This is a genomic window from Zobellia barbeyronii (assembly GCF_018603515.1).
Lineage (GTDB): Bacteria > Bacteroidota > Bacteroidia > Flavobacteriales > Flavobacteriaceae > Zobellia > Zobellia barbeyronii.
The window spans coordinates 188,795-209,617 of record NZ_JACATN010000002.1; the positions used below are offsets into that span (position 1 = coordinate 188,795).

Here is a 20,823-nt window from a genome sequence, read left to right on the forward strand (position 1 = left end):
TGAATGCGGGTGCAAATATAGTAACCTTTTTCAATTCCGCAAGGGTCTTTTTGATTTTTATTTTTGGTTCAATAGTAATGGCACTAATCAGCCATTATCTTACCATAAACTTACGCGACTGCGTCCAATTTGCCCCATTTACTTGTAAAATATAAACACCACTTCTCAAATCATCTGTACTTAACTGCTCAAAAGACTGTTTACTTCCCATAGTTTTAGACCATGACCGGACCAAACTTCCATCTAAACTGTAGATGCTTAATTTAATATTTTCTTCCTCTTCACTATCAGCTAATAAAATATCGGCCGTCAGTGTTTGAGATCTATCTATTGGATTAGGGAAAAGCAGGATATTGTTCCCTGGGTTTTCAAAATTTATCTCTACCTCATTAGAATACATCTTTTCGCCATTGGACGTAACAGCTGCAATTCTGTAGACCGATTTTCCGATTATCGGATGATAATCAGAATCACTATATTCATTCTTTCCTGCTAGTCTTGAACCAGGTTGATCGGTAACCATACTGAAATCATCACCGTTCACCGATTTTTCTACAACGAAAGATTCAATTTCTGTATCGTTCGTAACGGTCCAATCAATGTTAACAACATGTGATTTTTTATCTGCCGAAACGATATCAAAATAAAAATTACCTGGTAGTCCACTCAACTTCAAGTCTTCAGTATTTGGGCTTTCCTCAAGAGTTTTTCCCATTAAAGAGCCCGCCGCACTGAAAACCATATAATGTATCTCTTCGGTAGTGTGATCAGTTTCAGGGTCACCACACTTCTCCTCTTCAACAAATACGGAAACATTGCTTCCCGTCAGTTCTTTATATCGCATTGTAGCGGCATCACCCCCATATTCTGACCCAAGTCCACCTATGAATATGGCCTTATTATCATAATCTTGATCAAAGTGAATAGTATGCCAATTATGATTAACCTTACGCCCGGTGTTAGCTAACTCAAACGCAGAATTTTCATCAGAAAATGTACCAGGCTCTACTGCCAACCAACTTATTATTTCTGGTGAATGCCCTCCTACCGAGCTATCCTGTTCCTTTAATTTTATACGAAGTTGCGATGTGTTCGAGTAACGTTCATCAAAGAATACAGTTACAGCCTCTACCTCATTTTCTGTTACACATTGACCGAATACCAATGGTTTCTCTTTAAAGGAGCGATTAAACTGCTGTGTATACCACTGGTGGTCTCTGCCCTCTACATTTCCTGCTTGTAATAATTTGCCGTTTGCAAGCTCATGTACACCTGCTTCTACAACAATGTAAGGGATTGTTTCTGTTACATGACTTTCATCCCAACACTCCCATTCATCAATACGTATTTTAAAACTAGACCTCGTAACATCTTTTACCCGTATTGTTACTTGGTTGGCGCCTTCATAAGTAGGTCCGCCCGCTACAACTACTGGATTCTTGTATGTTCTGTTTAAACTTACGCTAGTCCAGTTATGATTTGCGTTTATAGTCCCGGTTTCTCCTATATCAGATAAGCCTACTCCGTCGCTTACAGACTCTAATTTCCATTGTTGGTTTTCTGAATTGCTTAGTGACCAAGTTACTGACCCACTATTATTTTCTGTAATTCCATTTGGAATATGGAGTGCGAGGCCATTATAAGCGCTCACGATGCGTAATTTTTCCCCATCTAAATCTTTAAAATACCATAGTTGATGTTGACTACCATTCCAAACTTCTTGAACCACGTTCGACCCACGTTCAGATTTTAAATTGCGGAGAGATAAAACCATATCAGAATGCATTGCTTTAATGCGATATTTGTTCCCTCCCATTTCTTCCACATACCATTTGGCATTATCACCAGAATCTGAAATACTATTTATTGCTTTTGCATTAGTTAAAAGCGAGGCATTCTCAATGGTCAGGTACTTATTTAAGTCTCCCATTTGCAAAGTATACCAACCATCTTCTAAAGTCTTAGGGCCGCTAACATCTAATCCGTCTATCCATCCAATCAGCGTCTGTAGGTAATCTTCATCCAACATATTACGCCCTATTGGAGGCATGCGGTTGTCGGAAGTGCTTGCATCCCTAACATAAAGGGCAGAGTTTAAAATATCATTTGGTTTTACAATTTTATCCCCTTTAACAGAAGCGTGACTCTCTACATCTGCATTAATTATAGATTGATCATAAAGCGCCGTCATAGCTCGACCATCAAATACACCTTCTACCCCATTAGGACGATGACAGTATGCACAGTTGGCATCCATATACGAGCGAACCTTCATTTCATCACTAGTATTTTCGGAATTAATATGTGCAGATGCCGGTAACTTTGTGTGAGAAGGTATATCATCCGTAAACATATTTAAATGACCCCAAGTTTCCAATTGGTTACCTGTTATTCCCGTAGAGGGGTAGGTAAAATCTTTGTTGAGTTGCCGTGTTTTTAACCCGAGCGAATACCCAGCAACGCTGTTATGACATTGCATACACTGATCACGTGTAGGAAAATCCCAAGTTTGCTCAACTACCAATCCGTCCTTTTTCTTAACCTTATAGTTTTGCGAAACAGATTCATCTAAACCTATAAGAAAGGCATCCGTTTGTTCATCATTCCATTTATAGGTAACAGCGTAGGCATCGTTATTTTCTGTGAAAATCAAAAAACGAGTTTCCAACTTTATAACTTTAGAAGAATCACTGTCATCCGTCGGAAGATTAAACTGCTTTATAACCACAGTGCCCGGAGGAAATGACCAATTCTCTTCACTCTGAAAACCAATTTGTTCTGCTAAAGTGTTATGCACTCCATCATTAGGCAGAGCAATCCATCTTCGTTTTTCTGCCCCATCTGACCATAAGGGTGAATTTACATCATACGGAACAATTCCGTCAATAGTTTCAAGGGGTTGTAAATTAGTAAATATGTTCAAGTCTGAAAGTTTAGCGGGAGGGTCACTTATAGCCCCAGAGCGCACAATTTTATGAATCGTACCGCCATCTTCTGCTGTGCCATATAAATCTAGGATATACATATGACCATCGGAATCCGTAAAAAAAGAGGAAATACCGTCCTTACTACCTGTTCCATTAAAAGGAACTTTAAGAAGATAGGATACATCGCTTGTGTTTTCACCTGTCTTTGAAAGAGCCCATACATTTTGCGTTTCATGGTCGCCAAATATATATTTTCCATTCAATTCAGGATATAGACTTCCTCGGTAAACCATTCCGCCAATAACAGCCCTTCCCGTAGCTCTACCATAGGCATGAATTGGTGGTCTATCGTTTCCAATAAGCGGACTTGGCATAACGGCTGGTCCGTTTTGATCACCCTCGCGATAAGGCCATTGCAAATTGTCTCCCTTTCTAACGAGATTTACTTCTTCTTTTGCATTCTGTCCAATATCGCCAATCCAGATATCACCCGTTAGGGAATCAAGGCTAATTCGGTGTGGGCTTCGAGTGCCAATAGCATAAAACTCTTCTAGATTGCCGCCGTTTGGATTTGTCCAAGGGTTGTCATTAGGTATATAATAACCTTGAGTAAAGGAATCTGGCCATCCATTTGGAGGAATGCCCGCATTAATTGGTTGTTTTAGAATAGGGTGGCTGATTTCTCCTCCTTTTTTATCAACATCTATTCGCAAAACTCCACTGAACAGGTATTTATCAATTTGTTGTGTTACGTTATAACTATCATTTTTAGCACCCTCATCACCTACTGCAAGATATAAAAACCCGTCTTGAGGATTGAAAAACATATCACCACCATTGTGCCAGTCGTCTCGGTCAAAAATATTGATAAGAACTTCCTCACTAGAAGGGTTTATGGCATTTGCTCCTACGGGCAGATTAAATCGGGAAAGGCGCATATAACCACTTACCACTGAGTCAACCCTGTCAGTTCCTTGAACAGGTGTATAACGGTAAAAGACATAGATATACTCAGAATTCGGGGAGCCAGCTTTACCATATTCCGGGTGCAAAACCATACCCAACATACCACCATCTGCATAGTTCACAACATTGTCAGAGATATCCAAAAGCAACTGTTTAGAACTGGAGCTCGCGTCATTAGCTATTTTCCATAAGTGCCCCTGAAGGCCCATTATCAAAAATTCATTTCCACCAGGTAGCTCAACCATATCTACTGGGTCTATAAAGGTTAGGTTTGGAAATGCATTCTCTACACTGTAACTAGCATTAGCATCTTCTATTCTTGCTGGCGTTGAAGATGGAAAAACCCCGTTAAGATAGGCACCCATTGGATCGGCATTTTCAAGTCCTGGGCCATAAATAAATGGTACAAAGGAAAAGGTCAAAAAGACAGTAATTATAAGGCATATTATGCCAGTCTTTTTACGATAATTCAATTTCATAGTGTTCTAATTCCTATTATTTAAATTAATCTTAAAATCGATGAGAGGGTAAAAACGAACGCTTAAAAATAAATTATATCGATGAACGACACCCTACAAACGAGCAATGATACAACATAAATTTATCTTCTCTTTCTATATAAGCAACATCATTTTTGCTAAATTGCCACCCATGCAACAGCCCCTTGTTAGTATTCTTATTCCTTTTAAAAACACGGAAGCATTTCTAAATCAATGTCTTGATTCTATTCTAGAACAAAAATATGAAAACTGGGAAGTTCTTGCAGTTAATGACGAAAGTTCTGACGGTAGCCGTAATTTGGTGAATTCATATGCCAAAAACGACTCACGTATACAGCTCTTTGATAATGAAGGAAGTGGTATAATAGAAGCCTTGCGAACTGCTTACAAACAAAGCAAAGGCCAATTCATTACTCGTATGGATTCTGATGATATTATGACAGCGGAAAAGCTGGAAACCATGGTAGAGTCGCTTTTAGCGAATGGAAAAGGTCACCTAGCAGTTGGACAAGTTCGTTATTTTTCTCACCGTGGTATTAGTAACGGTTATCAACGCTATGAAGAATGGTTAAATTTACTAACAGAGACTGGAAACAACTATTCAGAAATCTACAAAGAGTGTGTCATCCCATCCCCTTGTTGGATGGTTTTTCGAGAAGATCTAGACCGCTGTGGTGCTTTCGTCCCAGACCTATATCCGGAAGATTATGACCTTGCTTTTCGTTTTTATGAAAACGGACTTAAATGTATTCCCTGTTCAAAACTCCTGCATTTGTGGCGTGATTATGATACTAGAACCTCTAGAACCAGCGAGCATTATGCTCAAAACTATTTTCTAGATATTAAACTTCGTTATTTCCTAAAACTTAACTATAATCCCAACAGGCCTTTAACTGTTTGGGGTGCAGGTGCCAAGGGAAAAGAAATCGTAAAAGCACTACAAGAACAAAACATAGATTTTTATTGGGTTTGCGACAATCCTAAAAAAATTGGCAAACATATCTATGGTAAAAAAATGTTTCATTTTAGTAAACTTAAAGAACTACCAAACGCCCAAAGTATTATTAGTGTTGCCAATGCAGATGCGCAAGTTCATATTAGAAAATTCTTTTTGGGTATCAATCAAAAACCAATGAAAGACTATTTCTTTTTCTGCTAAAAACTAATTATCAGACTTTAAATCTCTTTTTTTTTAAGACCGATTAAATATCTTTTTACCTACTGTAGCAATAAAGGACGAAATGTCTATCTTTGATAATTCAACACAGGAAATGCAGTTTAAATATCCAGAACTCTTTTGGGCCCTTTTTCTTCTCCTGATTCCCATTTTTATTCATTTATTCCAATTACGTCGTTTTAAGAAGACGCCATTTACGAACGTTAAGTTTTTAAAGAAGGTAGTTTCAGAATCGAGACAGAGCAATACGTTAAAAAAGTGGTTGTTACTATTTACCCGAATGTTATTGCTTGCCGCTTTTATATTTGCTTTTGCTCAACCCTTTTTTGCAGAAAAATCAGCCTTAAAACAAAAGGAAACAGTTATCTATTTAGATGATTCCTTTAGTATGCAGTTAAAAGAAGAAGGTACTACACTCTTGGAAAATGCCGTACAGGAACTAATAAAAAGCTTGCCTAAGGCAGAACGTTTCTCACTCTTTACAAATACAAAAACGTTTAGAAATTCTACATTGCAAGATATTCAAAATGAGCTTCTTACCTTAAATACTGGCAACAAACAATTAAAGCTAAATGAGATTTATCTAAAAGGAAAAACACTTTTCTCTGCAGACAATGCTACTAACAAAAACCTAATTATCCTATCTGATTTTCAGCAACTGATGGCCAGCTCTCAAATAGATAATTTACAAAATATAAGCTCGCATTGGGTAACACTACGTGCAGACGAAGTGAAAAATGTAGCTATAGATTCCGCTTATATTGAATCTGAAACTTCAGAGAACCTAAATCTTTTAGTCAATCTTTCAGGTTCTGGCGATATAGAAAATATCCCTGTTTCCCTATTCAACGGCGAGAAACTTATAGCCAAAACATCGGCTTCGTTTAATGATTCAAAAAATGGAGTGGCAAGTTTTTCGATTCCTAAAAATGAAGCTTTTGACGGAAAAATAGAAATATCGGACTCCGGTCTTACTTATGACAATCTACTATATTTTTCTATTGGTAAAAAGGAGAAAATAAAAGTGCTTGCTATAGGAGATGCTCAAAACAAATTTCTAGGTCGAATTTTTACCAAAGATGAGTTTGTTTTTACGACAACCGAGTTAAGAAGCTTGAACTACAGCAATCTTGTCAATCAGCATTTGATTATTCTAAACAATTTACAGCAGATTCCTAGCTCATTAACAACCAGTTTAAAGGCCTTTACAGATAATGGCGGACACTTGATAATTATTCCTGCTGCTGATATCGATTTAAATTCATATAATTTACTGACTGGTAACTACGCCTCTACCACCTTTTTGCAAAAGGTACGAGATGAGCGTGAGATAACGAATATCTCGTTTTCACATCCACTATATCAGGACGTGTTTGAAAAAAATGTAACCAATTTTCAATACCCAAAAACTTCCGAGTTTTATAAAATAAAAACAGGGACTCCAACGGTATTGGCATTTCAAGGTAACGAACCGTTTTTGGTGGGCGGCAAGTCTTTCTTTTTATTTACGACTTCTTTATCTATTCAAAATTCAAACTTTATCAACTCGCCTTTAGTAGTACCTACTTTTTACAACATGGCTGTCGGAAGTTTAAAATTGGCTCCTTTGTATTCCGTCTTGGGACAATCGGTTTCAATAGATGTACCCACTTCCCTAGCTCAAGACGATATCCTTAAGTTGAAGAAGGGGGATTATGAGTTTATTCCGCAACAGCAGTCTTTAAGTAATAAAGTTTCGCTCTCTTTTAATGAAAGTTTACAGGAAGATGGTAGCTATGCGGTACTACAAAATGAAAAACCAATAAAGAACATCAGCTTTAATTATAATAGAAACGAAAGCAATCTTTCGTATTTGAATGTCACCGAACAAAAAATGGCATCTACATCAACCTCTATCTCAACTTTGTTCGAAAGCATTGAAAAAGACAACAGTGTAACAGATCTTTGGAAATGGTTTGTTATTTTAGCGTTGGCATTGCTGTTTATTGAAGTACTTATTCAAAAATATCTTAAATGAACATTCTCTTAAAATCGGCAAAAATAATTGATAAAGATAACGAAGTACTTCATTTGAAGACTCGCGATATTCATATCAAAAATGGTGTTATAGCCAAAATTGCTGCCAAAATAGAGCCTGAAAGTAAAACTCAGGTGATTAAGCATAAAAATTTACATGTATCCATTGGCTGGTTTGATAGCAGTGTTTCTTTTGGTGAACCGGGTTACGAGGAACGGGAAACGATTGAAAACGGATTGCGTACTGCAGCACTAAGTGGTTTTACAGATGTAATTCTCAACCCCAGTACACACCCTTCCCCTGATAGTAGTTCCGATATTGTATATCTTAAAAGCGCGGCCACAGGCCTAGCAACTAACCTATACCCTCTTGGCAATTTAACCATGAAAGCAGATGGTATTGATTTAGCCGAGCTATACGATATGAAAAATGCTGGAGCTGTTGGTTTTTATGACTATAAGCTTCCTATGACCAATGCCAACCTTCTAAAAGTTGCTTTGCAATATGTACAGAACTTTGATGGATTGGTCTATTCTTTCCCGTTGGATACTAAAATTGCAGGAAAAGGTATTGTTAATGAAGGTGAAGTGTCAACTAAACTAGGGCTAAAAGGAATCCCTACTTTGGCAGAAGAACTCCAGATAGCAAGAGACCTTTTTATATTAGAATATACCGGAGGAAAACTACATATACCAACCATTTCTACAGCCAACTCTGTAAAGCTGATTGCAGATGCCAAGAAAAAAGGACTGAATGTAAGTTGTAGTGTAGCCATTCATAATTTGGTTTATACCGATTCCGTTTTAGAGGAATTTGATAGCATATACAAGGTGATGCCCCCCCTACGCACCAAAAAAGATACCAAGGCTCTTTTAAAAGGATTGAAAGATGGTACCATAGATTTTGTGACCAGTGACCATACTCCAATGAATATTGAGGAGAAACGAGTGGAATTTGACAATGCTTCTAACGGAACCATTGGCCTAGAATCTGCTTTTGGCAGTCTAAACCAACTTTTAGATATAGAAACAGTGATTACACTTCTTTCAAAAGGGCGAGAACGATACGGATTAAAATCCCCCGAAATAACGGAAGGTGAAGCAGCTTGTTTAACACTTTTTAATCCTAATGAGACTTATGTTTTTACTGAGAAGCACATAGAATCTACCTCAAAAAACAGTATGTTTATAGGGGCTGAATTAAAAGGCAGAGTCTACAGTACTATTAATAATAACCAGCACATCAAAAACGATTAGAAAAATCACCATAAACCAACCACATGAACCAAAATACAATTGAAGAAGGGAAAACCTTAGCTATTGTTAGTTATATTACGCTACTAGGCACGCTTGTAGCTTACTTTATGAATAGAGGAAAAAATAATGAATTTGTTAAATTCCATATTGGGCAAGCGCTTAGAGCATGGATCACAGGTCTCATTGTTACTTTTATAGCAAAAGTATTAATTATGTTTTCTGGCATAGGCTTATTGAGTTACCTTCAATACGCTGGACTAGTTCTTGCAATAATAGGAGGCTTGAATGCAATGAACGGCAAAGTGGAGAAAATCCCGCTAGTTGGAGATATTGGATAAAGTCCATTTAAAAAAATATTAAAAAAGAGACCCGAACACGGTCTCTTTTTTTTGTGCAAGACTATAGCTTACGTTAACTTTGGCAACATGGACACAGTAAAGGAAGGAAAAACAACGGCCTTAGTAGCATATTTCACTATAGTTGGTTCGCTTATTGCCATGAGCATGAACTCTGACAGCAAAAATGAATTCGCACGTTTTCATATTCGGCAGGCATTTGGCTTACATATATTTTTCATAGGATTCGCTATATTTTTGAGCCAATGGTTTAATGAATATGCGTGGTACGGCTTATACATTGCTTATATTGTGTTGTGGGGGTATGGGTTTATTGGCGCTATAAAAGACGAAAAACAGTCCGTTCCTCTAGTTGGTGATTTCTTTCAAAAATGGCTTAAATTTATTTAATGACAACAGCTCCCCTATCTCTAGAACATCTTATTAGACCATCTTCTATTAAAGAAGGTAAGGCTCCCGTTCTTTTTATGTTTCACGGTTATGGAAGTAATGAAGAAGATTTATTTTCTTTTGCGCCCGAACTACCTGAAGAACTTTGTATAATTTCCGTTCGCGCACCATACCCTATAGAACCTTATGGAAATGCATGGTATGCCATTAATTTTGATGCGCAACAAGGCAAATGGAGTGATGATGAACAAGCAAAGACCTCAAGAGATAAGATTGTTACTTTTATTGATGAAGCCTGCTCTACCTACGCCCTAGATGCTAACCGTGTTACTATTTTAGGTTTTAGCCAAGGAACAATACTCAGTTATGCCGTAGCACTTTCATATCCTGAAAAAATTAAGAATGTAATTGCTTTAAGCGGTTATATAAATGAAGCTATTCTAAAGGAAGGTTATGAAAACAACGACTATTCCAATTTAAAGATATATGCCTCTCATGGCCAAGTAGACCAAGTGATTCCTCCAGAATGGGCACAACGGGCTCCCAAATTTCTTGAAAATTTGAAAATTGAGCATGTATACGAAGAATTCCCCGTAGGTCACGGTGTTGCTCCACAGAACTTCTATTCGTTTAAAAAGTGGTTAGAAGATAAAATCTAATTATTCACTTCGGGTATAAAGCAAATGATCACGCAACGTAAAGTCTACGCCTAAGTCATCTTTTAGCTCATATTTGATAAGAAGTTCTCCCCAGTATTTACCATCAGAAAAGTCAGTTAAAATCCATTTGTGATTCAAAATCTTTATTTTATTGATTTTAAAATCACCTTCCATCCCTTCGTAAGGCACTAGAGGATTGTCCCCCTTGCTTTCATTGGTTTCAAGCAGCTTATCCGAAATATATCTAGAAGGATCTCTCAAATCCAAATGATCATAATAAGCCAAGGCATCATCATTATTTTCTAATGAAAAGTATTGCATTTCCAATACCTTTAATTGTGTATTAAGTACAGAATCTTGCAACTGAACTACTTGCGTTTCCAATTTAGCAATACGTTCATCTTTTGAATCTGCCATCTTTCCGTTACTCACAAAAAGATAGAGACATATAAGTGACACAAAAATCAATAAGTAAAGAACTATTCTACTTTTCATAATTAAATACGGTTTGTTACTTTAAACTGATATGGTTAGATTATCGTATGCCAAGTGTACATTTTTTGGCAAGTTTTCTTCAACTTCGGCATGAAACCCTAACATATGGCTAATATGAGTTAGATAAGCCGTTTCAGGTTTTACTTCTTCAATAAAATCTAAAGCCTCCTTTAAATTAAAATGAGAATGATGTGGTTCTAATCTAAGCGCATTAATTACAAGAACCTTAGAGTTTCTAACTTTTTCGGTTTCTTCTTTTGAAATGGTTTTCACATCCGTTAAATAGGTGAAATCTTTGATTCTAAAGCCCAGGACATTAATCCGATTGTGATTCGCTTCTATAGGGATTACCTTTAAACCTCCTATTGTAAATGGGTGGTCCTTATCAATTAAGTTAACCGCTACCGCAGGTGCGCCAGGATACCGATTTTCATCAGCAAAAATATAATCAAAACGCCTTTTAAGAGATTCAGCAACACGTTTGTGTGCATACACAGGAACATCTCCCTGTCTAAAGAAGTAAGGTCTAATGTCATCTAAACCAGCTGTATGATCAGAATGTTCATGTGTAAAAAGAATGCCATCTAACTTCATGACCTCATTGGTGAGCATCTGTTGCCTAAAATCCGGGCCACAATCTATTGCATAATTAAAATCCTTCCATGAAACCAAAGCAGAAGTTCTAAGTCTTTTGTCTTTTGGATCATTACTACAACAAACTGGGTGATTGCTGCCTATTACTGGGATTCCTTGAGAAGTGCCCGTACCTAAAAATGTTATTTTTAACGCATCGCTCATCTAGAGTCAAATTTATAACTAAATAATTTAATAGATAACCCGAACTTGTTAACTTTGTTAAAAGCAAAATCAACCAAATGGCTTCAGTTTTAAAACGAGATACTGTATTTGAGAATATCCCTTCTATCAAAGCTAAAACTTTGAGGATCAACCTAAACCCTGACATTTACGGAACGTTTTCGGAAATTGGAGCTGGCCAAGAGACAGCGCGACATTTCTTTCGCTCAGGAGGTGCCTCAGGTACTATAGCCAAAGCGATGAGTGCCTATGATAAGGATTTTAGCGATGCTATTTACGGTATTGAAAATGATGGGCGTTATGTAACACAATCTAGACTAAAAAAGATGCTTTCTCATGAGATGACACTCATGGAAGAGCGTATTAGTAGAGAAACTCACCCGGAAAGACTTTTCTTTTCGTACGCCAATACTGTGGCTACAATAGATTTTTCAAAAAGATTTAAAGGCCACGGTTGGGTAGGTATTCGTTTTCAACTAGATCCTAATCAGAAAGAACTAGATGAAATTATACTTCATATTCGTTTTAAACAAAACGAAGCCCGTTTACAACAAGAAACCTTAGGTATTCTTGGTGTTAATTTGATTTATGGTGCTTTTTACAAGTACCACAAGCCAAGAAAAATGTTAAAGTACCTTTACGATCATATTGATAAGGATACCGTAGAGATTGACATGGTAAACTTTTCTGGGCCTAACTTTAAAGATGTAGATAATAGATTAATGAGCCTTCAGCTAATCCGTAATGATATGACCGATGCGGTTATGTTTGGACCTGACGGTAATAATTTCCTGCCCGCCTCTGCTTTGTACAAAAAGAATATTTTGGCTTTACGAGGTAGTTTTAGACCGGTTACCAAGGTAAATATGGATATGTTCCATAAATCGTACGATATTTTTGTTCGGGATCCAGCAGTAGACCAAGAGAATACTATGGTTATTTTTGAAATAACCCTTTCTAACTTAAAAGCTTCTGGAGAAATAGATGAACAAGATTTTATGGATCGCGCAGAATTGCTTTGTGCTCTTGGCCATAATGTAATGATATCTAAGTTTCAAGAATATTTTAAACTAGTAGAATACTTTAATAGATATACTAAGGCAAAACTTGGTCTTACCATGGGTGTCAATAACTTGGTAGACATCTTTGATGAAAAGTATTACAGACACCTATCTGGAGGTATTTTGGAAGCCTTTGGTAAGCTGTTCTTTAAAGAACTACAGGTTTATCTTTATCCTATGAAAAATGCGGAAACCGGTCAGATTATGACCAGTAACAACATTAAAGTTCATCCAAGAATGAAAGAACTTTATAAATTCTTTAAGTACAATGGAAAAGTAATGGACATCATAGATTACGACCCTGAGATTATGCACATATTCTCAAGAGATGTACTCAAGAAACTTATTAATAACGAAGAAGGATGGGAAGAAATGCTTCCTGAAGGTATACCAGAGATAATTAAGAACGAAAGTCTGTTTACCAGGAAGTTACTAAAACCTAAAAGTGACGAAATAAAGTAAAAATAAAAAAGGGGCCTAAGCCCCTTTTTTTTATTAAATTACTTTCTCTTAATTCTTCTAGAATTCATTTAATCATCAAGCAATTGCGCTGCGTGGTCTTTGGTTTTCACCTTGTCAACAACCTTTGTAATAACCCCATTTCCATCAACAACAAAAGTTTTTCTGTGAATACCATCGTATTCGCGACCCATAAATTTTTTCAGCCCCCAGACACCAAAAGTGTTTATTACCGTATGATCCTCATCTGCCAATAATGGAAAAGGGAAATTATTCTTATTCTTAAAATTACTTTGCCTCTTTTCAGAATCTGCACTTACACCCAACAACTCATATCCTTGAGCGTGAAGTTCTTCATAATTATCCCTTAAATTACAAGCCTCTGCAGTACAACCTGGTGTACTAGCTTTGGGGTAAAAAAAGACAATTAACTTCTTGCCTTTAAAATCAGATAATTTAATTGTATTACCATCTTGGTCTTTCGCTGAAAAATCGGGTACTTTGTCTCCTACTTGTAATGTATTCATAGCACTTCTTTATTATGTGTTTCTATTTTCATTGCTAAAATTAGACAAAAATGACAAAAGCGGAAAAGGTTGATTTTACTATTAAGACCTTAAAAGATATTTATCCAACCATACCAGTGCCTTTGGAGCATAAAGACCCCTATACTTTATTAATTGCTGTTTTACTATCTGCGCAAAGTACAGATGTAAGAGTAAATAAAATTACACCTTTATTGTTTGAAAGGGCTGACAATCCTTATGACATGATAAAATTATCAATAGAAGAAATTCGTGATATCATTAGACCAGTTGGACTTTCTCCTATGAAATCTAAAGGAATTCATGGGCTATCTAAAATGTTGGTAGAAAAATATAATGGTGTAGTTCCTCAGGAATTAGAACTTTTGGAAGAATTTCCTGCTGTGGGCCATAAAACTGCCAGTGTAGTAGTTTCTCAGGCTTTTGGAATTCCTGCTTTTCCTGTAGACACCCATATTCATAGATTAATGTATAGATGGGGTTTTACTAATGGAAAAAATGTAGTACAAACAGAAAAAGATGCCAAGCGCCTATTTCCAAAAGAGATTTGGAATGACTTGCATCTTCAGATAATATGGTACGGCAGAGAATATTCACCTGCCAGAGGATGGGATTTAGATAATGATATCATCACCAAGACCATTGGTAGAAAAACAATTATCGACAATTATTACAAAACAAAAAAGACCCGTTAAATCAGGTCTTTTTTGTTTAATTCAAGCTGTTTTCAAACTGAAAACTCTTGTATTCAACAACATGAAATTGCTTAGAAAAACTAAGCAAAAAGTTGATAGTTTCTTTTGTTGCTTGTATAGCTGCACCTCTTTCAAGGTTCTCAGAGTAAATTTTTTCCATAGTAGTAATATAGTTATACAATGGATAACGCAACTAGAATGGATATATTGTTACAAGATATTAGCGATCTATTAATTCGTTAATACAATGTTATGCTTATCTATAATTTTTCTTAGGTTGATTAATGCATAGCGCATTCTCCCCAAGGCAGTGTTTATGCTCACTCCTGTGTTTTCAGAGATTTCTTTAAAGCTCATATCTTTGTAGATACGCATTACCAAAACTTCTTTTTGATCATCAGGTAATTCTTCAATTAAGTGCTTTAAATCTGAAGTAATCTGATCTTTTATAATTTGCTTTTCTGCATTTAATTTATCATCTCCTATTACAGAGAAAATATTGAAATCATCACTACCTTCAAACATTGGCATTCTTTTGTTCTTTCTGAAGTGATCAATAATTAAGTTATGTGCAATTCTCATTACCCAAGGTAAAAATTTACCTTCTTCACTATATGAACCTTTTTTCAAAGTTTTGATTACTTTAATAAAAGTGTCTTGAAAAATATCTTCTGTAACATCTCTATCTAGAACCTTTGAGTAAATAAAACTAGATATTCTTTGGTTATGACGCTTGATTAAAACTTCAAGTGCTTTTTCATCTCCGCTGATATAATCTCTTACTAATACTGAATCTTCGATTTGTGAGCTCATGGTGTAGGGTTTTTAGTTTTTTTGGATTTGAGACTTTCTAATGAAAGGCTACCGTTATTTAGTTATTTTCGAGTATTGTTTTTATCCTTTGGCGGATGACCTTGTTGTTATTTCTGATGTAAAACTAGATAATAGAGGGCTCTAGAAAAAAACATTGTTGTAAAACCGCTAGTTTTTGATGTGAAATGCCACTTTTCTATTTTTCTGTAAAATAAAATAGAATGAAGTGCGTTAGCCACACAAAATCAGCCTTCTGTAGAATATTGGTGAAGTGGACCTTTTATCCGGCTGTTTATTCTAAATAAGAGATAACATATAGTATGTACTATAAAGACAGTAATTAAGCTTGGTTATTTCCTACAAAAAAGCCCTAGCAATTTTCATCACTAGGGCTGTATATATTTTGAAGAACTAGTGTCTAGTTCAAATTTGATTCAAATTGAAGGCCATTGGCTTCTGTTATTTCTAATGCCTTTGAATAATCCAATAGAAACTTAACTGTTGAAGGGCTTGCTTTAGCCGATCTATGCTTATCCGATTCTGTAGCGTAAATTTTTCCCATATCTATTTTAGTATTGTTACAGCATTATAACGCCACAAACATAAATATAATGAAACCGCCCGACCTACCGCACATTAATTCGTTAAAACAATATTGTGCTCTTCAATTATCTTCCTAAGGTTAATTAAAGCGTAACGCATTCTTCCCAAGGCGGTATTAATACTTACTCCGGTATTTTCCGAAATCTCCTTAAAACTCATATCCTTATATATACGCATAATCAACACCTCTCTTTGATCCGCTGGCAATTCGGCAACAAGTACTTCTAGATCACAATCTATCTGGTCTTTTATAAGTTGGCGCTCAGCATTAAGCTTATCATCACCAATCAAAGAAAAGATATCAAAACTATCTGCTCCTTGAAACATGGGCATACGGCTGGTTTTTCTAAAATGGTCTATTATAAGGTTGTGGGCTATGCGCATTACCCAAGGTAAAAACTTACCCTCTTCATTATATGTACCACGCCGTAGTGTTTTGATTACCTTAATAAAGGTGTCTTGAAAAATGTCTTCGGTAATATCTCTGTTATTTACTTTGGAATAAATAAAACTACTAAGCCGCTTATTGTGCTTTGCAATTAGAAATTCTAATGCCTTTTCATCACCAGAAACGTATTTTTTAATAAGAAGAGAATCTTCCGTCAATATATCCATAACAATTACTTTAATAGTTAAAACGAGACACCTTCCCTGTGGAAAGGTCTTGTAGATAATGTTTTAATCTTTCTAAAAGTAATTTTCTGCTATAGGCGTATTAACATTTTGTTAGGCCCCAAATATAGATAAAATTAAATGACTTTGGAAAATTTCTATCGTCATACACACATTTTTTAATGCTAACCATACAATTCTAGCTATTGAAATCTTCATATTGTATCTTTGCAAATCTATATAAGAACATGACGGAAATAGTAGACGTAAACCCAAAACACAACATAATAATCAAAGGTGCAAAACTGCACAACCTTAAGAATATTGATGTTGTCATACCCAGAAACAAACTTGTTGTTATTACCGGCCTTTCTGGTTCAGGTAAGTCCAGTTTAGCTTTTGACACCTTATATGCAGAAGGTCAAAGACGCTATGTAGAAAGTCTTTCTTCTTATGCCAGACAGTTTTTAGGCAAACTAGATAAGCCAAAGGTGGACTATATAAAAGGTATAGCTCCTGCCATTGCTATTGAGCAAAAGGTAAATTCTACAAACCCAAGGTCTACTGTAGGTACTACCACAGAAATTTATGATTACCTAAAATTATTGTTCGCACGTATTGGTCGTACCATATCTCCCGTTTCCGGACGAGAGGTAAAAAAAGACACCGTAACTGATGTAGTAGAACATGTAAAGAAGTATGAAGAGGGTACCAAACTTCTGTTACTGGCTCCAATTGTTATAGATAAGGATAGAGATTCATTAAAATCTCTTCAACTACTTTCTAAGCAAGGTTATGCTAGAATAAAGTATAATGGCGAAGTACTACGAATAGACAATGCACCTGAAAATATTGGTAAGAGTTTTGACCTGGTCATTGATAGGATTGTAGTTAAGGACGATGAAGATTTTTATAATCGTTTGGCCAACGCCATTGATACCGCTTTTTTTGAAGGCAAAGGAGAATGTGCTATTGAAGAGTTAGCTACAAAGGTTGTTACTCCTTTTAGTAACAAGTTTGAGTTAGACGGAATGTCGTTCTTAGAACCAAATGTTCATTTATTCAGTTTCAACAATCCATATGGAGCTTGTCCTAAATGTGAAGGTTATGGAGATGTTATAGGAATAGATAAAGACCTTGTAATTCCTAATACGGCATTATCAGTTTATGAAAATGCTATTTTCCCTTGGCGCGGCGAGAGTATGGGTTGGTATAGAGACCAACTAGTAAATTCTGCCTACAAGTATGATTTTCCCATTCATAAACCATGGTTTGAACTATCCGAAGAACAAAAACAACTGGTCTGGGATGGTAACGATCACTTTATTGGTTTAAATAAGTTCTTTGGGCAATTAGAAGAAAAGAGTTACAAAATACAGAATAGGGTTATGCTTTCGCGCTACCGCGGAAAAACCAAATGTAATGTTTGCCAAGGAAAGCGATTACGAAAAGAAACCGATTACATTATAGTAGGCGAAAAAAATATTTCTGATTTAGTTGAATTACCTATCAAAAAATTGATTCCATTTTTTGAAGAACTGGTTTTAGATAAATACGATACAAAAATTGCATCGCGGTTATTAAAGGAAATCATTACTAGATTAGGTTTTCTCTATAAGGTTGGACTAAGTTATTTAACGATAAACAGAAAATCCAATACACTTTCAGGTGGAGAAAGCCAGCGTATCAACCTGGCAACCTCATTAGGAAGTAGCCTTGTGGGAAGTATGTATATTCTGGATGAACCCAGTATAGGACTACACCCAAAAGATACCGAGAACTTAATTGATGTTCTAAAATCTTTACGAGACCTTGGTAACACCGTTATTGTTGTTGAGCATGATGAAGATATCATGAAAGCGGCAGACGAAGTTATTGATATTGGTCCTGAAGCAGGTACGCATGGTGGTGAAGTAGTTGCCCATGGAACGCTAGATGAAATATTAAAGTCTACGTCACTAACCGCGAGTTATCTAAATGGAACAGAAGAAATAACTGTACCCAGCAAAAGAAGAACTTCTGCAGATTACATTACAATAAGAGGTGCTCGTGAAAATAATCTAAAAAATATAGATGTAACCTTTCCTCTCAACATGCTTACGGTAATAACTGGGGTATCAGGAAGTGGCAAAAGTACTTTGGTAAAAAAACTTTTATATCCTATTATACTTAAAGAAGTTGGCGGGTACGGAGAGAAAGCTGGACAGTTTACAAAGGTAGAGGGAAAATACAAGAACATAAAACACGTAGAGTTTGTAGACCAAAACCCTATTGGACGGTCTTCTCGCTCAAATCCTGTAACCTATATAAAGGCGTATGATGACATCAGAAATCTCTTTGCTTCACAAAAGTTAAGTAAAATAAGAGCTTACCAAGCCAAACATTTTTCTTTTAATGTAGATGGAGGCCGATGTGAAAAATGCAAAGGAGAAGGTGAGATTACGGTAGAAATGCAGTTCATGGCCGATGTTCACTTAGAATGTGATACCTGCGGAGGTAAACGTTTTAAGAAGGAAGTGTTAGAAGTAAAGTTTGAGGATGCCAGTATTGATGATGTCTTAAATATGACTATTGATGATGCTATCGCCTTTTTCGATTTACATAAGCAAACGAAAATTGTCAATAAACTGAAGCCTTTACAAGATGTTGGCTTGGGCTATGTAACCTTAGGGCAGTCCTCTTCTACCCTATCTGGTGGAGAGGCGCAACGTATTAAACTAGCATCCTTTTTAGTTAAGGGTACAACTAAAGATAAAGCCCTATTTATTTTTGATGAGCCTACAACCGGTTTGCATTTTCATGATATCAAAAAACTTTTAAAATCTTTTGATGCTTTAATTTCCAAAGGGCATTCCGTTATAGTTATAGAGCACAATATAGAATTGATTAAATGTGCGGACTATATTATTGACCTTGGTCCTGAAGGCGGAGAAGGAGGAGGGCAGCTTTTAGCAGAAGGCACGCCAGAAGAAATCATAAAGAGTAAAACCTCTTTTACTGCCAAATACTTAAAAGAGAAGTTATAGCAGGAATAAAAAGACATTAAAGTATTAAGTTAAAAGACCATATTTCCCTAAAAAGAAGTATGGTCTTTTAGTTTTTCTACCAATAGAAATACATGTATAAGGACATCTTCTTTTGTCGAAACAAACAAATACAAATACACAAGTGTCTGATTTTCAAATATATAAATACAATTTAGATTTTTTGGCACGCTGTTTGTTTATTACTACTCGAATGTGAATATTTTCATTCAAGAATTAAAACCTTATATCATGAAAAACTTAGTACTCCTTTTTTCGGCCCTTATTTTTAGCACCTCAGGTGTTATGGCCACAAGTACAGTAGAAGATAAGGTTGCTGAACGCAATGCTTATACAAACAACGACTCATTTATTTTTGTCGAGAATGGCATCACGTTTTCGGTATATCCAGATGGTGAATTTGATTTTTATATAGACAACCGTGTAACCGGTCGTCGTAATGGAGTAACCTTTAATTCAGGTTACGATTATAGTCCATATGCACAATATGATGATTATGGTGCTGTAGTTCAAGTAGAAAATGTAGCTATTTATTATGACTATTATGGCCGTGTTACCCAAGTAGGTGATGTAGATATTAGTTATAACAACAATCGTGTACGTAGCGTTGGTGGAATGTCTGTTTACTATAACCGTAGAGGTTTTTACGATTATCATACAGGTTACATAAATGTGTATAACAGACAATATGTATATAGACCTTTTCATGCATTTTTTGCAAGACCTATAATTGGTTTCAGCCTAGTATTCAATAAGCCTTATAGAAGACATTATAGTCCTATTCGTTATACTTATTACAACCCTTACAGATATAACACAAGACGTGCGTATGCTAAAATAGGAAACACGCACCGTTATAATAAAGTAAGAAGTAATAGATCTAGAGTCTATAGAAATGATAATAGAGTTGCTGTACGTAGTAATAACTCTAGAAACAACAGATCAGTTTCAAAAAGGAATTATAACACTACAAGAACAAACAGAGCTACTGCTTCTACCCGAAATAATTCGGTAAGAAGAACAGCCTCTACAAGTAGTGCCACTCGCTCAGGTAATTCTAATGGAAAAATTACAAACAGGAATTCAACTGTAAAATCAAGAGCAACTACCCCATCTAGAAATAGATCGGTTACGCAGAGATCTACGACAGTAAGAAAACCTACAAGTAATACGGTAACAAAAAAAACAGCAACACGTTCACCACGTAATACATCGGTAACTAGAAGAAGTAACAGCACTTATAAAAGTCCGCAAACTAGAAACCGGACTGCAAGCAGAAGCGTAAGGCAAACACCTACGCAAAGTAGAAGTAGTGTTAGTACAAGAAACTCTAGAAGTACAGTAAGTAAAGCTCCATCTAGAAGTAGAAGCAGCAGTAGTACTGCATCTTCAAGAACAACTTCTTCAAGAAGTGCTAGAAGATATTAAAAAT

General features: G+C 36.0%; 18 protein-coding genes. 10 read left to right on the forward strand and 8 right to left on the reverse strand.

The features are described from left to right. Positions 1-94: 94 nt before the first annotated feature. Positions 95-4,315 carry a PQQ-dependent sugar dehydrogenase gene (locus tag HW347_RS05380; RefSeq protein WP_214610907.1) on the reverse strand — a complete coding sequence of 1,407 codons (4,221 nt, stop codon included), beginning with the start codon at positions 4,313-4,315 and terminating at the stop codon, positions 95-97. A 229-nt stretch (positions 4,316-4,544) separates the two neighbouring features. On the opposite strand from HW347_RS05380, the gene HW347_RS05385 reads away from it, so the two are divergent. The 6 genes from HW347_RS05385 to HW347_RS05410 all read left to right on the forward strand — a co-directional run bounded on the left by HW347_RS05385 (position 4,545) and on the right by HW347_RS05410 (position 10,248). Next, entirely contained in the window at positions 4,545-5,552 is a 1,008-nt protein-coding gene (locus tag HW347_RS05385; protein WP_214610908.1) for a glycosyltransferase family 2 protein, read from the forward strand. 82 nt (positions 5,553-5,634) lie between these two features. Beyond that, entirely contained in the window at positions 5,635-7,587 is a 1,953-nt protein-coding gene (locus HW347_RS05390; RefSeq protein ID WP_225901828.1) for a BatA domain-containing protein, read from the forward strand. Further along, entirely contained in the window at positions 7,584-8,843 is a 1,260-nt protein-coding gene (locus HW347_RS05395; RefSeq protein WP_214610909.1) for a dihydroorotase, read from the forward strand. The genes HW347_RS05390 and HW347_RS05395 overlap by 4 nt, the downstream gene beginning before the upstream one ends. Before the next feature lie 23 nt (positions 8,844-8,866). Beyond that, positions 8,867-9,181: a DUF4870 domain-containing protein gene (locus tag HW347_RS05400; RefSeq protein ID WP_214610910.1), complete on the forward strand. Its 315-nt coding sequence runs from the start codon at positions 8,867-8,869 to the stop codon at positions 9,179-9,181. Positions 9,182-9,268: 87 nt separating this feature from the next. Further along, positions 9,269-9,589 (forward strand): hypothetical protein, encoded by a 321-nt coding sequence (locus HW347_RS05405; RefSeq protein ID WP_214610911.1) that lies wholly within the window; start codon positions 9,269-9,271, stop codon positions 9,587-9,589. Further along, positions 9,589-10,248, forward strand: a complete 660-nt coding sequence (locus HW347_RS05410; protein ID WP_214610912.1) for an alpha/beta hydrolase — start codon at positions 9,589-9,591, stop codon at positions 10,246-10,248. Before HW347_RS05405 ends, HW347_RS05410 begins: the two co-directional genes overlap by 1 nt. Here the strand turns inward: HW347_RS05410 and HW347_RS05415 are convergent, their stop codons facing one another. Beyond that, on the reverse strand, positions 10,249-10,743 hold the full coding sequence (locus HW347_RS05415; RefSeq protein ID WP_214610913.1) for a hydrolase: 495 nt from the start codon (positions 10,741-10,743) through the stop codon (positions 10,249-10,251). Between the two features lie 21 nt (positions 10,744-10,764). Then, the gene (locus HW347_RS05420) at positions 10,765-11,541 is read right to left on the reverse strand and encodes an MBL fold metallo-hydrolase (RefSeq protein ID WP_214610914.1); all 777 of its coding nucleotides are present in this window, start codon (positions 11,539-11,541) and stop codon (positions 10,765-10,767) included. Between the two features lie 77 nt (positions 11,542-11,618). Between HW347_RS05420 and HW347_RS05425 the strand changes: the two genes are divergently transcribed. After that, complete coding sequence (locus HW347_RS05425) at positions 11,619-13,082, forward strand: TonB-dependent receptor (protein ID WP_214610915.1); 1,464 nt, start codon at positions 11,619-11,621, stop codon at positions 13,080-13,082. Positions 13,083-13,150: 68 nt separating this feature from the next. On the opposite strand, the gene bcp is transcribed toward HW347_RS05425, so the two are convergent. Then, positions 13,151-13,606, reverse strand: a complete 456-nt coding sequence (gene bcp / locus HW347_RS05430; RefSeq protein WP_214610916.1) for a thioredoxin-dependent thiol peroxidase — start codon at positions 13,604-13,606, stop codon at positions 13,151-13,153. Between the two features lie 50 nt (positions 13,607-13,656). Between bcp and HW347_RS05435 the strand changes: the two genes are divergently transcribed. Further along, on the forward strand, positions 13,657-14,319 hold the full coding sequence (locus HW347_RS05435) for an endonuclease III domain-containing protein (RefSeq protein ID WP_214610917.1): 663 nt from the start codon (positions 13,657-13,659) through the stop codon (positions 14,317-14,319). A 16-nt stretch (positions 14,320-14,335) separates the two neighbouring features. On the opposite strand, the gene HW347_RS05440 is transcribed toward HW347_RS05435, so the two are convergent. From HW347_RS05440 to HW347_RS05455, 4 genes are all read right to left on the reverse strand, one after another. Next, positions 14,336-14,479, reverse strand: coding sequence for a hypothetical protein (locus tag HW347_RS05440; protein ID WP_214610918.1), 144 nt, complete (start codon positions 14,477-14,479; stop codon positions 14,336-14,338). A gap of 71 nt (positions 14,480-14,550) precedes the next feature. After that, positions 14,551-15,132, reverse strand: a complete 582-nt coding sequence (locus tag HW347_RS05445; protein WP_155596186.1) for an RNA polymerase sigma factor — start codon at positions 15,130-15,132, stop codon at positions 14,551-14,553. Positions 15,133-15,550: 418 nt separating this feature from the next. Continuing rightward, positions 15,551-15,694 (reverse strand): hypothetical protein, encoded by a 144-nt coding sequence (locus HW347_RS05450; protein ID WP_162857243.1) that lies wholly within the window; start codon positions 15,692-15,694, stop codon positions 15,551-15,553. A gap of 74 nt (positions 15,695-15,768) precedes the next feature. Further along, positions 15,769-16,350 carry a sigma-70 family RNA polymerase sigma factor gene (locus HW347_RS05455; RefSeq protein ID WP_214610919.1) on the reverse strand — a complete coding sequence of 194 codons (582 nt, stop codon included), beginning with the start codon at positions 16,348-16,350 and terminating at the stop codon, positions 15,769-15,771. Positions 16,351-16,595: 245 nt separating this feature from the next. Here HW347_RS05455 and uvrA point away from each other — a divergent pair, with 245 nt between their 5' ends. Both uvrA and HW347_RS05465 read left to right on the forward strand, forming a co-directional pair. Beyond that, on the forward strand, positions 16,596-19,373 hold the full coding sequence (gene uvrA / locus HW347_RS05460; protein WP_214610920.1) for an excinuclease ABC subunit UvrA: 2,778 nt from the start codon (positions 16,596-16,598) through the stop codon (positions 19,371-19,373). Positions 19,374-19,622: 249 nt separating this feature from the next. Beyond that, the gene (locus HW347_RS05465; RefSeq protein ID WP_214610921.1) at positions 19,623-20,819 is read left to right on the forward strand and encodes a hypothetical protein; all 1,197 of its coding nucleotides are present in this window, start codon (positions 19,623-19,625) and stop codon (positions 20,817-20,819) included. Positions 20,820-20,823: the final 4 nt, after the last annotated feature.